The organism is Bacillus cereus group sp. BfR-BA-01347, assembly GCF_022663835.1.
GTDB classification, from domain to species: Bacteria; Bacillota; Bacilli; order Bacillales; family Bacillaceae_G; genus Bacillus_A; species Bacillus_A thuringiensis_K.
This window is the reverse complement of the sequence record NZ_JAKUGG010000013.1, coordinates 134,879-148,537: the sequence shown is the minus strand read 5'-3', so window position 1 is coordinate 148,537 and position 13,659 is coordinate 134,879. Positions and strand designations below refer to the sequence as shown.

The window sequence follows — 13,659 nt, the reverse complement described above, 5'->3', positions numbered from 1 at the left end:
GGAAGGGTTTCCATGTTTAAGAAGATCTTTGGTGTTCTTCAAAAAGTCGGGAAAGCGTTAATGCTTCCAGTAGCGATTTTACCGGCGGCAGGTATTTTACTTGGATTTGGTAATGCATTTCAAAATCCACAGTTAACAAATGTTATTCCTGCTTTAAAAGCAGATTGGTTCGTAATGGTTGCAAAAATTATGGAACAATCTGGTGATATTATTTTCGCTAACCTTGCATTATTATTCGCAGTTGGGGTAGCAATTGGTTTAGCTGGTGGAGACGGAGTAGCTGGTTTAGCAGCATTCGTCGGCTACTTAATTATGAACAAAACGATGAGTGTGTTCTTAGAAGTAGATAAGCTAGTGAAAGTAACAAGTTCTGGAGCAGACCCAGTAAAAATTGGATTTGCAGATCCAGCGTATGCAAACGTATTAGGTATTCCAACGCTACAAACAGGAGTATTTGGTGGTATTATCGTCGGGATAGTAGCGGCATATTGCTATAATAAATACTTCAACATTGAATTACCATCATACTTAGGTTTCTTTGCAGGTAAGCGTTTCGTACCGATCGCAACTGCAACATTCTCTTTAATAGTAGGTATTATCATGTGCTTCATTTGGCCATACATTCAAGGTGGCTTAAACACGTTCTCACATCAAATGATTGATGCAAATAGAACAATCGCAGCATTTATATTCGGTTTAATTGAACGTTCATTAATTCCATTTGGATTACATCACATTTTCTATTCACCGTTCTGGTTCGAATTCGGTCAGTATACAAATGCAGCTGGCGAATTAATCCGTGGTGACCAAAAAATCTTTATGGCACAGTTAAAAGACGGTGTAGAATTAACAGCAGGTACATTTACAACTGGTAAGTATCCGTTCATGATGTTTGGTCTTCCAGCAGCAGCTTTAGCAATGTACCATGAAGCACGTCCAGAAAATAAAAAATTAGCAGCAGGTATTTTAGGTTCTGCAGCATTAACATCTTTCTTAACAGGTATTACAGAGCCACTTGAATTTTCATTCTTATTCGTAGCGCCAGTATTATTCGGAATTCACGCTGTATTTGCTGGTCTATCATTTATGACAATGCAAATTTTAGGTGTTAAAATTGGTATGACATTCTCTGGTGGTTTAATTGACTTCCTATTATTCGGTGTACTACCAGGCCGTACAGCATGGTGGTGGGTAATTATTGTTGGTCTTGTACTAGCAGTTATTTACTACTTCGGATTCCGCTTTGCAATTCGTAAATGGAATCTAAAAACACCTGGTCGTGAAGTGGCAAATGCAAATGACGGCGCAGGAAAAGCAGAAGCAGGCGAACTTCCTCGTGAAGTATTAGTAGCACTTGGTGGTAAAGAAAACATTGCTTCTTTAGATGCTTGTATTACTCGTTTACGTGTTCAAGTTAACGAACAAAAGAATGTAAACAAAGACCGCTTAAAAGAACTTGGAGCAGCTGGTGTACTTGAAGTTGGAAATAACATTCAAGCTATTTTCGGACCGAAATCTGACACATTAAAATCACAAATTCATGATATTATGTCAGGCCGTACACCTCATGTTGAAAAAGAAGAACCTGTAAAAGTGGAAGAAACTCCTCAAAAAGTTGATGAAAATGAAACAATTGTATCACCAATTGAAGGGAAAATCTTACCGATTACAGAAGTGCCTGACCAAGTATTCTCAGGAAAAATGATGGGAGATGGATTTGCAATTGAGCCAACTGAAGGAACAGTAGTTTCTCCAGTTAATGGTGAGATTGTCAATGTATTCCCTACAAAACATGCGATTGGTATTCAATCTGAAGGCGGAAAAGAAATTTTAATCCACTTTGGTATTGATACTGTAAAATTAAATGGTGAAGGTTTTGAAGCGCTTGTAGCACAAGGCGACAAGGTGAAACAAGGCCAACCATTATTAAAAGTAGATCTTGCATTTGTAAAAGAAAATGCACCATCTATCATTACACCAATTGTCTTTACAAACTTACAACAAGGGCAACAAGTCGAATTGAAAAAAGATGGAAATGTTAAGAAGGGCGAAACCGCTATTATTGACATTCAGTAGGAATTTGACGCAAAATGTTTATAATTATAATAGGCGATGTGGTTGACCGAACATCGCCTATTATATACAATAGATGGTGTAGTACTCACGTCTATACAACTAAAAAATACTGTAATTTAAAGGAGATAAATTATCATGGAAAAAATCTTTAAAGTAACTAGCGACTCAGGAATTCATGCTCGTCCAGCAACTCTACTTGTAAACACTGCAAGCAAATTCGGTTCTGACATTAACTTAGAGTATAACGGAAAGAACGTTAATTTAAAATCAATCATGGGCGTTATGTCTTTAGGCATTCAACAAAACGCAGAAATTAAAATCACTGCAAATGGTGATGATGCAGCTCAAGCACTAGCAGCTATCGAAGAAACTATGAAAAACGAAGGATTAGGAGAATAATGACTCTTAATATTCAAGGGATCGCTGCATCAAGTGGGATTGCTATTGCAAAGGCTTTCAGACTTGAAAATCCTGAATTTAACATCGAAAAGAAATCAATTACAAACGAAGCTGCAGAAATTGCACGCTTAGACGCTGCGCTTGAGAAAGCAAAAACTGAATTAGAAGCTATTAAAGACCACGCATTTGCTGAACTAGGTGCTGACAAAGCTGCGATCTTTGAAGCACATTTATTAGTGTTAAATGATCCAGAACTAGTAAACCCAGTAAAAGATAAAGTAAATAGCGAAAAAGTAAATGCTGAATTTGCAATGGATGAAGTTGCATCAATGTTTATTTCTATGTTTGAAAACATGGATAACGAATATATGAAAGAACGTGCTGCGGACATTCGTGACGTAACAAAACGCGTTCTTGCACATTTACTAGGAATTAACTTCTCAAATCCTGGTACAATTTCTGAAGAGGTAATCATCATTGCTGAAGATTTAACACCATCTGATACAGCTCAGTTAAACCGTAAGTATGCAAAAGGTTTTACTACTGATATCGGTGGACGTACATCTCACTCTGCAATTATGGCTCGTTCTATGGAAATTCCAGCTGTTGTTGGTACGAAAGTTGTTATGGAAAAAATCCAAAACGGCGATATCGTTATCATTGACGGTTTAGATGGAGAAGTAATTGTAAACCCATCAGAAGAAACTCTTCGTTCGTTTGAAGAAAAGAAAGCGAAATTTGAAGAGCAAAAAGCTGAATGGGCAAAATTAAAAGATCAAGCTACTGTAACAAGTGACGGACATCACGTTGAGCTTGTTGCAAATATCGGAACACCAAATGATGTACAAGGTATTATCGATAATGGCGGAGAAGGCGTTGGCTTATACCGTACAGAATTCTTATACATGGGCCGTGACAATCTTCCAACAGAAGAAGAGCAGTTCGAAGCGTATAAAGCAGTTCTTGAAGGTGTAAAAGAGGGTCAACCAGTCGTTGTTCGTACACTTGATATCGGTGGAGATAAAGAGCTTCCATACTTACATTTACCAAAAGAAATGAACCCATTCTTAGGATACCGTGCAATTCGCTTATGTCTTGATGAGCAAGATGTGTTCCGTACACAACTTCGTGCATTACTTCGTGCTAGCGTATACGGTAACTTAAAAATTATGTTCCCAATGATTGCAACTCTTGATGAGTTCCGTCAAGCGAAAGCAATTTTATTAGAAGAGAAAGCGAAACTTGTAGAAGCGGGTACAACTGTTTCTGATTCTATTGAAGTTGGTATGATGGTTGAAATCCCAGCTTCAGCAGTATTAGCAGATCAATTTGCGAAAGAAGTTGACTTCTTCTCTATTGGAACAAATGATTTAATCCAATACACAATGGCTGCAGACCGTATGAACGAACAAGTATCTTACTTATACCAACCATATAACCCATCTATTTTACGTCTTGTAAAAATGGTTATCGATGCTGCTCATAAAGAAGGCAAATGGGCTGGTATGTGTGGTGAGATGGCGGGCGATTCACTTGCTATTCCATTATTATTAGGATTAGGTTTAGATGAGTTCAGTATGAGTGCAACATCTATTCTTCCTGCAAGAACACAACTAAGCAAGTTGTCAAAAACAGAAATGGAAACATTAGCAGAAAAAGCATTAATGATGTCAACTGCTGAAGAAGTTGTTGAACTAGTTAAAAGCATATAAGTAATAAAAAAACCTGAGTCGATTGAAATCGGTCTCAGGTTTTTTCTATGAGAAAAGTAAATCTTATTTTCTTACTAGAGGATAAGGTACAGAATTAGATAGCGATAGCAACGATATCAGATGGGCATACACGTAAAATACCAGTAAAAGTATTTCGGTTTTGATTGTGCTTATCATCTTTGTTGTTATCTTTATTGTCTTTGTCATTGTTATTACGAGCTAAAGCAGAGAAAAGAGCAACACCGTTACAGAAACCTTCAAAAATTACATTGTTGAAAGATCCAACACCTTTAACGCTTAATAGAGAAAGCTCTGTTCCAACTGAAATGCTAGCAAGTACGTTACATACAGCTGGTTGTTGTGGCTTAACCTCTCTCTCCTTCTCACGATGGTCGCGCTCTCTTTCATGATGATGACAGTCTCTAAAGTTATCACAGCATCCAAATGATCCAAACATAATCCTCATCACCCCCTTCACACTTATAATCTATGTAAGTTCGGTAGTAAGTGACTGGACAGAGAGTGGAATTTTTTCTAGGAGATTTTCTCATTTTAAATGACTAGCTGGGTATTTAGTATGGAATGATGTTTAAAATAGGGGTAATATAACAAAAAAATGTAAAAACCACCGAAATAAATGAAATGGGTAGCCTTTACACTTTTTTACTTTTATATAAAACGATGATATATACAGGAAGAGCTAGGAGTAGTGGTACAATGGATCGTGCAGTATGTTTTTCTGATTCTAATTGGAATGCTTCTTCTTTTGGGAATTGTAAAATGGAGATGTTTGCGGCATCACCAATAAAATATAGAAGCAGTACAGTTACTATGTAGCATAAAAGTGCGATAAAGCTTCCGTATGAACTCAATGAAAATCCCTCTCTTGTTATCTATTTGTTATCATTGTATCACAATTGTAACAAAAATACACGGGTATATTTCAATACCTAAACAAAATTCGACACGAAACGTCACGTTTACTTATGAGGAGGGAATAGAATATACTTTTCCATAAGTATAAATGTCGAATGATTTGTAGTAATATTACAAAAGTGTGACAGGAAATAAAAAAACGAAGGCAACGTAGTTACCTTCGTTTTTTATTATTTTGCCCACTCGCTCACTTGCTCTACGCTCATACGTGGTGCAGGGTGGCCTTTTAAAGTTGATTCACCAATTGTAATAAGCATAATTGGAACGTAACGAGATGAAACGTTAAATTCGTCTGTCAGTGCTTGTGGATTAAAGCCACCAATAGCACAAGTGTCCCAACCAGTCGCTTTAGCTGCAAGCATAAGTTGCATTGCTGCTAAAGATGCATTTGAAAAGGCAGCATCTCTTGAGAATTGTTCACGAGCATATGCAGATTCAATATTTTTAGCTAAGCGTTCTTTTGCTTCTTCTTTCATAAATCCTTGTTCTACAATTGGACCATATACTGGCTCAACATTTTTATAAGCTTCTAAATCACCTAAAATAGCGACTACTGCAGAAGCATCAAGAATTTGTTGTTGGTTATAAGCTATCGGGTGTAATCGTTTTTGTACATCTTCACCTTGAAAAACAAGGAATTTCCAGTGTTGTAAGTTCCAAGCGGAAGGTGCTTGTGCTGCGGCTTTTAAAATCTCGTGTAATTCTGTAGATGAGATTTCTTTATTTGGGTTGAATGCACGTGTAGATGTGCGTTCATATAGAACGTTAAAAAAGTTGTCGTTTGTCATTATATATCCTCCAAATTGCATATAAAATTATCGAGAAAACGCAATATATATTACTTACATTTTGTAAGTTATCGAATTTAAGAATATAATATCTTTATTTTAATTGTCAAGTTTTAAGAAATAAGCTAGGGCATTCATACAAACGATATAATTCCTATAATCATACACTAAAAAAGGAATTTATAGAGTGAAAAGGGAAGATAACATTCTCAATTAGCTTGTTAATATGTATCTCTCACAAATTAAAGTTTATTGGGTAATAGTCTTTTAAAAATGTTTGTGAGGAATTCAGTAGAACAAGATATATGAAGTGAGTGAAGACTAGTGATGAACATACTACATTTTTTATTAGAGAATACGGTTTTCCAAAATGTGTTACAAGATTTGCAGTTAAATGTCCTTTATATAGAAAATGGATGTAAACATCAACAAACGATAGAAAATATTCATCCAAAATGTATGTTTATAGCAAATAGTTTTGAAGAGGGCGAATTATTATTTCAAAGAACGAAACCGCACATTATAATTATGTATGTAACAGATTATTCTCAAATAAAATATATAAAGAATATGTATACCTTGCAAAGTACATTTATTGTCATTTGGGATCAACAAATAACAAAAGAATTTACAGATGTACTCGCATTAGGAATACGTAATATTGTAATAGCCCCTGTAACTCCGCAAGCAGTGTTAGAAGAAGTGAATAAGAGTTTGTATCAACTTTCTTTAGTAAGGCAAGTTAGTTTGCAACAGGAACTGCTTCAAACGATGTTTGATTTTCAAAATGATTTATTATTTATAGTAGAAGATGATGAAATTGTTGATTGTAATACAAATTTTTTAACGTTTTTCGGATATGAAAATTTGTTTGCCTATCGTGAGCAACATTTAGTATTTGCTGAACATTTTATTAGAGAAAATGGATACTACTCGACGACGCATGATATAACATGGCTAGACGATACTTTATCAAGCGGTAGAAGAATTAAGATGTTAAATTATGAAGGGACAGTATCTACTTTTCTATTACGTGCGACACCATTGCCAGAAGATTTATCAAGATTTATTGTAAAGTGCACGGAAATTACAGAATTAGATGAAATCTATCAAGAACAAGAAAGACTTGCTATGATAGATTCATTAACAGAGATTTATAATCGTTTAAAGTTTCAACAAATACTAGAGGTAGAATGGGAAAAGGTAATACGTACTGATGAGAAAATAGCAATTATTTTATTTGATATAGATAATTTTAAAACAGTTAATGACACATATGGTCATGATTTTGGCGATTTGGCATTAATACAACTTGCAGAGCTTATGAAATCTAAAGTGGAGCAGCAACATGTATTTGCAAGATGGGGAGGAGAAGAATTCATTATATTAGTGACAAATACAGTAGAAAAGGAAGCATTTCAAGTTGCGGAGTCATTACGATTCTTCATTGAAACAAAGCAATTCACTGGAATTTCAAAGTTAACAGCTAGCTTTGGAGTTGCGTTATATGAACAAGGAACTACAAGAGAAGAATTAATGCAACGAGCGGATATTGCATTATATGAAGCGAAAAAAAATGGGAAGAATCAAGTATGTGTGTATAGAAAAGAAAAAATGTAATTTTTCGCAACAAATTGTTGCGATTTTTTTTTATTGTTTGATAATAGAATAGGGGGACAATTTTTAGCTAAGGAATTATGGAGGATCAATATGATAAAAAAAGTAATGGTCATGGCTTCACTGTCTGCTATAGTTGGCGGTGGGGTATACTATTTTCTTGTTAGCCCCAATATAAAGGAAAACACTGTATTAACAACTAAAGTGAATCCTACTATTGAATCGGAAGTACAAGGGAATATAGAAGAAAAAGAAGAGCAACAAATTGATTATGCTAGCATATCTCAAAAATTAGATCAATATTTAGTCGGAAAGCAATTCAATGGAACAGTTTTGGTAACAGATAAAGAGCATGTTATTTTGAATAAAGGATATGGGTATGCTGATGTTCAAAATAAAATTGAAAATACGCCTCAGACAAAATATCGTATCGGTTCTATTACGAAAACAGTGGTTGCCACATCTATTTTACAGTTGCAAGAACAAGGGAAATTGAATATTCAAGATAATGTAAATAAATATATTCCTTCATTTCCGGAGAATAAAAATATTACGCTATATCATTTATTAACGCATACCTCTGGTTTACCTGAACACGCAAAAGGCAATGTTAATGCTGCTTCCCGTTTACAGTTAATTAATTGGATTGGACGTCAAAATTTAGAATTTCCTGCAGGAACAGGTTGGAGATATACAGATTATAATTATATGGTGCTTGCTTATATAATAGAACATATATCGAAAAAACCTTTAGGAGATTACATAAAAGAAAGTATATTTGTAAAAGCAGATATGTATGAATCCGGCATGGGAAATATGGTGCCTGGAGATAAAAATTTTACAAAGGGTTATGTGAAAAAAAATCAAGAGCTTGTACCAGCACAAAAGCTAGGCATGGATTGGCTATATGGTTGTGGTGAGATGTATACGACAGTTGGAGATATGAAGAAATTAGACGAAGCAATTATAAATGGAAAACTTCTTTCAGAACAAAGTATACAAACAATGTTTTCACCTTCAGCGGAACGGAAATATGCATTTAGTTTTTATATATATCCAGATTATTTTCATAATCATGGTGTATTATCTGGTTGGAACACTTTCAATAATTTTAATAAAGAAAAAGGAACTTTTGTTATGTTATTTTCAAATGTGAAAAATAGTATGGATGATGACTTTAATAAAGAGTTCCGAAAGATGGTAAATGATTTATTAGAACAAAGGGGATGAGAAAATGGAACATAAAACTTTATCAATAGGTTTCATTGGTATTGGCGTAATGGGAAAAAGTATGGTTTATCACTTAATGCAGGATGGTCATAAAGTATATGTATATAATAGAACGAAGGCAAAAACAGATTCTTTAGTACAAGATGGTGCACATTGGTGTGATACGCCAAAAGAGTTAGTGAAGCAAGTTGATATTGTAATGACAATGGTTGGATATCCACATGATGTAGAAGAAGTGTATTTTGGTATAGAAGGAATTATAGAACATGCAAAAGAAGGTACGATAGCAATTGACTTTACGACATCTACACCTACTTTAGCAAAACGTATTAATAAAGTTGCAAAAAGCAAAAAAATATATACGTTAGATGCACCTGTCTCAGGAGGAGATGTTGGCGCGAAAGAAGCAAAACTCGCAATTATGGTAGGTGGAGAGAAAGAAATATATGATAGATGCTTACCTTTACTTGAAAAGTTAGGAACAAACATTCAATTACAAGGACCGGCTGGGAGTGGACAACATACAAAAATGTGCAATCAAATTGCGATTGCTTCCAATATGATTGGAGTATGTGAGGCTGTTGCTTACGCGAAGAAGGCTGGACTGAATCCAGATAAAGTGTTAGAGAGTATTTCAACAGGGGCAGCAGGTAGCTGGTCATTAAGTAATTTAGCTCCTCGAATGTTAAAAGGAGACTTTGAGCCAGGATTTTATGTAAAGCATTTTATGAAAGATATGAAAATTGCTTTAGAGGAAGCAGAAAAATTACAATTACCAGTTCCAGGCTTAAGTTTGGCGAAAGAATTGTATGAAGAGTTAATTAAGGGTGGCGAAGAAAATAGTGGAACACAAGTATTATATAAAAAATATATAAGGGGGTAAACGAGGTGGACTTTCAAAAGTTTGATGAGATGATTGATACTTTACAGCGAGCTACTTGTATGCAAATCAATGAAAAACAAAAAGAAGCTTTTAAACAAAAATATGATTTTGAACCAGAATTTGAATATGGAAGAGATGAGAAGGGGCATTATGTAATTCGAACCTCAAAAAAGATGTTAGAAGAAATGGAGTTTTATTTGGCATTGAAATATGATCGTGATGGAGTGGATCTTTATATGCAAGCTGAGATTGATGGTATATTTCATGTATCTGTTAGCTATGGTGAAGATGCCCTACATCTACAAGAATTGTTTCAATTTCTAGAAGAAAATAAATAAAAGTCCTCATTTGAGGACTTTTATTTATTTAGTCATCTTTAATTTTTATAATTATAAGTTAGAAGCACGGCGGCATCGTTCAACCGGGAACGGGATAATTTGTGCGATGTGATTAGGACCAAATTGTTTTGTACGAGCATGGCGTATTATATAAAAAGCACACAGAATTGAAACAGGAATAGCGCCGAATAAACCAAATAATAAAGCGCTTACACAAGATGCGACAAATCCTAAAATACCAATTTCTAACTCTTCCATAATAGCTCCTAAAATAACAGGAAATGCTCCACATGTAACTCCAAGTATAAGTGCGATAAGTAAGCTCATGATTATCCCCCTCTGTTTGCGATATTCTTTTCCTTCTTAGTTAATTGTAGTATATCACATATAAAACAGAATTTTCAGAAAAAATTCAATAAATGTTCAAAAAATGCACTTGAAAAAATCAAGGTGTTAAATTTGTGATGAAATGGTACTTTCAAGTAAATAAAAAATCAGGCTTATTTCAAAATGAAATAAGCCTGTTCCATAGGAGGATGTATATATGTAGAGTGAATAAAAGTTTGGAAAAGGGGATCCAAGTCCTTTTATTCAACTAACTACCTTAATAGATTGGAACCCAGCCTTCAGTTGTAACAAAAATACGAATAGCTACAACTTGGCGATCATCTTGCAAAGTAAAATAATGTCTTGCATTTTCAGGAACAGATATGAGATCACCTGGCTCAAGTTCAACGTCAAAGAATGTTCCGTCTTTTCCTTCAATGGCAAAGATGCCATGACCACTAACAATAAAGCGAACTTCATCATCAGTATGATGGTGTTCTTTTTGAAAATTAATTAATAGTTCGTCAAGGTTAGGTGTGCTATTTGAAAGTGAAATTACATCATGCGCTTTATAACCTCGGCGTGCTGAAACATCAGCAATTTCTTTTGAAAACACAGCTAATATTTCAGCTTTGTTTTCATCTGTTAAAGAATAATTTTCATTTAAATGAGTAGGAAGTTTAGAAATATTCCATTTCTCATATAAAACGCCTTCCTTTTGTAGAAATTTAGATACTTCCACTTCATTTTCAATGCGAGTATTTACTTCATGAATACGAATTTGCGCCATTAGAAACGCCTCCTTGAATTGATAATAGTTTTATATGAAATTGGAATAGAAACTCATAAGCTTCTAATCTCTTCTTTGCATCAAAGCTATCTCGGCCCCATACGGTAATACCGTGGTTACGAATCAATATTGCTCCCGAATCTCCTTGTATATGCTTTCGGAAGTTTTCTCCAAGTGTTGGGATATGGGCATGGTTTTCAATAATAGGAATTTGAATTGTTGCACCTTCTTCCCAAATATCGAGAGCTTTAATAATTTCTTGATTTTGAAGTGTGACTGCATCACTATATAAATTTGTGATGACATTATTATCAGTTGTATGAACATGAAGTACACACCCGGCATTCGTATTGTTATAAATGTGTGTATGCAATATTGTTTCTGCTGAAGGGCGTAATTCAGTCTCTAAAACGGGAACTCCTACATGATCTACTAATAGAAAATCATCTGGAGTGGTTTTTGTTTTATCTTTACCGCTTGCTGTAATAAGAAAAGTAAGTGGTTCATGACTAACCTTTATAGAAATATTACCACTTGTTGCCGGGAACCAATTTCGTGTTGTTAATTCTTTTTTTATCTCGCTCAAGTCATACCATTGACGAAAAAGTTGTTTCATAATTTCACCTCCAACAAAAGTTTTAATTCAGCTTGCACATCTTGAAATGTTTCAAACGGTGTATAAGCAATATGATTTTCTTCACACTTTGTAATAAGAAAATCGCGAGCGAATACTTTATCCGCTTGTTTCGCGGCTTGTAAATCAGTAATAGAATCTCCAATTACAATATGAAAGTCATTTGTATCACTTAATTTACGGATTAATGATGATTTACATAATCCGCAATGATTTTGGCAATGATCATCACAAGAATGAGGCCATTTAACTGTAATAAACTCTACTGAAAAGTCTGTTTCATTACAATAAATTTGCTCTTTTGGAATGATTCCTTGTAAGAGTGGATAGACGAAGAAATCCATTCCACCTGATATCACGTAAAAAGAAATGTTATTTTCCTTTACGAATTGTATAAATTCATGAAAACCACTACGGATTTCAGCAGTTTCTATTAAAAATTGAATAATATCATCGTGCAGATTAGTAGGTATTAATTGAAATAATTGAGAAACACCTTCTTGAATGGATAGTTCTTGTGATAAAATTTTATTCTTTACTTCTTCGGCTTCTGGTGGTGCGAATTTTTCCATAATGGACATAATGTTATCATTATTTGTAATCGTGCCATCGAAATCACAAAATACTTGAATACTCATAGTTTCACCTCATGAGAGGGATTTCCCCATATTTGTAGTGCACTATGCAAATTTATGTCGTCTACTTCATGGAGCGGTTTATTTTGCAAAGTAGCATCAATTGCAGTACGGAAAGCTTTACCCCCGCCTTGCGCTCCATTTGGATGTCCGTGTATCCCGCCACCAGCATTAATAACAACATCTTTACCGAAATCTCGTACAATAAAGGGAACGAAACCAGGATGAATACCAGCAGACGGAACAGAAAAGCTCTTCTTGAAAAATGCATCGTCTTCAGTTAAATATTTTGAGATAGCAAGAGCCTCCTCTTTTTCTAGCGCAACACTTCCGTATGGAGATGGGAATAATGAAAAGTCAGCCCCAGCATAACGTAGTAGCTTTCCAAGTAATAATGGAGATGAAACTCCATATAACTTGGATGCTGAATAAGCACCACTTACAGCAGGATGTGCCATAATAGGAACTGGGATTTCATCATCTTCTGCAAGTGATTGTAGTACATCTAGTCCGTAAGCAAATGCGTTAAATAATAGAATATCAGCTCCAGCTTCTACTGCACGTTTTGCATTTTCTTTTAAATCAAAAGTTCGTCCTGTTAAATTTACGGCATATAACGTTTTATGTCCGTATGTTTCGTAGACAGATTGTAAAACTTCTTTTCCGGATACAATGCGTTTCGTAAGTGGTGTTAATGCATTTTCAAATAATATTTCATCATCTTTTACTATATCTACACCACCAATTGCTTGATCGCGTAATTGTGTTTTTAAATACCCAATGTTTCGTCCAATCATTCCTTTAAAAATACTCATTAAAAGGGGACGATCATGCACTTGTAAAAGATTTCGAATACCATCTATCCCGAATTTTGGACCAGGAAAATATTTTTTTAACTCGTCTGAAAAAGTTAAGTCAATTAATTTTACTTCGCCATCAAGTGATAGCTTTCCAAATGTAGTCGTTAAAATCGCTGGTAAATCTGGACTGAAGTTTAATAGCGGATATTCGATTTTAATAATTCCGCGTTTTACTTTTTTACGTAAATACGAATTGGTATGTTCATGTTCAGCTAATTCCTCAACATGAATGACGTTGCCTTTATGCTGCTTTAATTGTTCTTGCAATAAATGTGGCAAATGAGTCCAAGAGCCAATTGTTAAACCGAGTGCAATTTGTTCCGCCTTTTTTTCTAAGTGATGTGAATCATCATGAATTAAATATGTCGCTATAATTCCGCTCATTGTTATAACCTCCTAGTTAAATAAAAAAACCTCTCAGCTAAGGAGAGGTT

General features: G+C 34.7%; 15 protein-coding genes. 7 read left to right on the top strand and 8 right to left on the bottom strand.

Features of this window, described 5'->3' with window-relative positions; all coding sequences use genetic code 11:
* Positions 1–12 precede the first annotated feature (12 nt).
* The 3 genes from ptsG (at position 13) to ptsP (ending at position 4,187) form a co-directional block, all read left to right on the top strand.
* Entirely contained in the window at positions 13–2,076 is a 2,064-nt protein-coding gene (gene ptsG, locus MR143_RS19410) for a PTS glucose transporter subunit IIABC (protein WP_000473174.1), read from the top strand.
* Positions 2,077–2,211: 135 nt separating this feature from the next.
* Entirely contained in the window at positions 2,212–2,475 is a 264-nt protein-coding gene (gene ptsH, locus MR143_RS19405; protein ID WP_000411080.1) for a phosphocarrier protein HPr, read from the top strand.
* Positions 2,475–4,187, top strand: coding sequence for a phosphoenolpyruvate--protein phosphotransferase (ptsP, locus tag MR143_RS19400; protein WP_000174208.1), 1,713 nt, complete (start codon positions 2,475–2,477; stop codon positions 4,185–4,187). Before ptsH ends, ptsP begins: the two co-directional genes overlap by 1 nt.
* A gap of 94 nt (positions 4,188–4,281) precedes the next feature.
* Here ptsP and MR143_RS19395 read toward each other — a convergent pair whose 3' ends face one another.
* The 3 genes from MR143_RS19395 to MR143_RS19385 all read right to left on the bottom strand — a co-directional run bounded on the left by MR143_RS19395 (position 4,282) and on the right by MR143_RS19385 (position 5,911).
* Positions 4,282–4,644, bottom strand: coding sequence for a DUF3915 domain-containing protein (locus tag MR143_RS19395; RefSeq protein WP_000468026.1), 363 nt, complete (start codon positions 4,642–4,644; stop codon positions 4,282–4,284).
* A 196-nt stretch (positions 4,645–4,840) separates the two neighbouring features.
* On the bottom strand, positions 4,841–5,059 hold the full coding sequence (locus MR143_RS19390) for a hypothetical protein (RefSeq protein ID WP_000100485.1): 219 nt from the start codon (positions 5,057–5,059) through the stop codon (positions 4,841–4,843).
* A gap of 234 nt (positions 5,060–5,293) precedes the next feature.
* Positions 5,294–5,911, bottom strand: coding sequence for a nitroreductase family protein (locus tag MR143_RS19385; protein ID WP_000180389.1), 618 nt, complete (start codon positions 5,909–5,911; stop codon positions 5,294–5,296).
* Between the two features lie 327 nt (positions 5,912–6,238).
* Between MR143_RS19385 and MR143_RS19380 the strand changes: the two genes are divergently transcribed.
* From MR143_RS19380 to MR143_RS19365, 4 genes are all read left to right on the top strand, one after another.
* Entirely contained in the window at positions 6,239–7,531 is a 1,293-nt protein-coding gene (locus MR143_RS19380; protein WP_001023183.1) for a GGDEF domain-containing protein, read from the top strand.
* Between the two features lie 90 nt (positions 7,532–7,621).
* Entirely contained in the window at positions 7,622–8,758 is a 1,137-nt protein-coding gene (locus tag MR143_RS19375) for a serine hydrolase (protein WP_000592900.1), read from the top strand.
* Between the two features lie 4 nt (positions 8,759–8,762).
* The gene (locus tag MR143_RS19370; protein WP_000400427.1) at positions 8,763–9,641 is read left to right on the top strand and encodes an NAD(P)-dependent oxidoreductase; all 879 of its coding nucleotides are present in this window, start codon (positions 8,763–8,765) and stop codon (positions 9,639–9,641) included.
* Positions 9,642–9,646: 5 nt separating this feature from the next.
* A complete protein-coding gene (locus MR143_RS19365; RefSeq protein WP_000347327.1) occupies positions 9,647–9,979 on the top strand; it encodes a DUF3909 family protein in 333 nt (110 codons plus the stop codon).
* Between the two features lie 51 nt (positions 9,980–10,030).
* Here the strand turns inward: MR143_RS19365 and MR143_RS19360 are convergent, their stop codons facing one another.
* The 5 genes from MR143_RS19360 to mtnW form a co-directional block, all read right to left on the bottom strand.
* Complete coding sequence (locus MR143_RS19360) at positions 10,031–10,306, bottom strand: hypothetical protein (protein WP_153592001.1); 276 nt, start codon at positions 10,304–10,306, stop codon at positions 10,031–10,033.
* Between the two features lie 277 nt (positions 10,307–10,583).
* Complete coding sequence (locus tag MR143_RS19355) at positions 10,584–11,096, bottom strand: 1,2-dihydroxy-3-keto-5-methylthiopentene dioxygenase (protein ID WP_000057326.1); 513 nt, start codon at positions 11,094–11,096, stop codon at positions 10,584–10,586.
* Positions 11,074–11,712, bottom strand: coding sequence for a methylthioribulose 1-phosphate dehydratase (locus MR143_RS19350; RefSeq protein ID WP_000811342.1), 639 nt, complete (start codon positions 11,710–11,712; stop codon positions 11,074–11,076). The genes MR143_RS19355 and MR143_RS19350 overlap by 23 nt, the downstream gene beginning before the upstream one ends.
* On the bottom strand, positions 11,709–12,368 hold the full coding sequence (locus tag MR143_RS19345; protein ID WP_242280892.1) for a 2-hydroxy-3-keto-5-methylthiopentenyl-1-phosphate phosphatase: 660 nt from the start codon (positions 12,366–12,368) through the stop codon (positions 11,709–11,711). Before MR143_RS19345 ends, MR143_RS19350 begins: the two co-directional genes overlap by 4 nt.
* The gene (mtnW, locus tag MR143_RS19340) at positions 12,365–13,609 is read right to left on the bottom strand and encodes a 2,3-diketo-5-methylthiopentyl-1-phosphate enolase (protein ID WP_000014170.1); all 1,245 of its coding nucleotides are present in this window, start codon (positions 13,607–13,609) and stop codon (positions 12,365–12,367) included. Before mtnW ends, MR143_RS19345 begins: the two co-directional genes overlap by 4 nt.
* Positions 13,610–13,659 lie beyond the last annotated feature (50 nt).

Excerpts from the sequence above, each read along its gene's own strand:
- MR143_RS19345 (WP_242280892.1), bottom strand. The coding sequence starts at position 12,368 with ATGAGTATTCAAGTATTTTGTGATTTCGATGGCACGATTACAAATAAT.
- MR143_RS19360 (WP_153592001.1), bottom strand. The coding sequence starts at position 10,306 with ATGAGCTTACTTATCGCACTTATACTTGGAGTTACATGTGGAGCATTT.
- MR143_RS19395 (WP_000468026.1), bottom strand. The coding sequence starts at position 4,644 with ATGTTTGGATCATTTGGATGCTGTGATAACTTTAGAGACTGTCATCAT.
- MR143_RS19375 (WP_000592900.1), top strand. The coding sequence starts at position 7,622 with ATGATAAAAAAAGTAATGGTCATGGCTTCACTGTCTGCTATAGTTGGC.
- MR143_RS19350 (WP_000811342.1), bottom strand. The coding sequence starts at position 11,712 with ATGAAACAACTTTTTCGTCAATGGTATGACTTGAGCGAGATAAAAAAA.
- ptsG (WP_000473174.1), top strand. The coding sequence starts at position 13 with ATGTTTAAGAAGATCTTTGGTGTTCTTCAAAAAGTCGGGAAAGCGTTA.
- ptsH (WP_000411080.1), top strand. The coding sequence starts at position 2,212 with ATGGAAAAAATCTTTAAAGTAACTAGCGACTCAGGAATTCATGCTCGT.
- MR143_RS19380 (WP_001023183.1), top strand. The coding sequence starts at position 6,239 with ATGAACATACTACATTTTTTATTAGAGAATACGGTTTTCCAAAATGTG.
- MR143_RS19385 (WP_000180389.1), bottom strand. The coding sequence starts at position 5,911 with ATGACAAACGACAACTTTTTTAACGTTCTATATGAACGCACATCTACA.
- MR143_RS19370 (WP_000400427.1), top strand. The coding sequence starts at position 8,763 with ATGGAACATAAAACTTTATCAATAGGTTTCATTGGTATTGGCGTAATG.
- MR143_RS19355 (WP_000057326.1), bottom strand. The coding sequence starts at position 11,096 with ATGGCGCAAATTCGTATTCATGAAGTAAATACTCGCATTGAAAATGAA.
- mtnW (WP_000014170.1), bottom strand. The coding sequence starts at position 13,609 with ATGAGCGGAATTATAGCGACATATTTAATTCATGATGATTCACATCAC.
- ptsP (WP_000174208.1), top strand. The coding sequence starts at position 2,475 with ATGACTCTTAATATTCAAGGGATCGCTGCATCAAGTGGGATTGCTATT.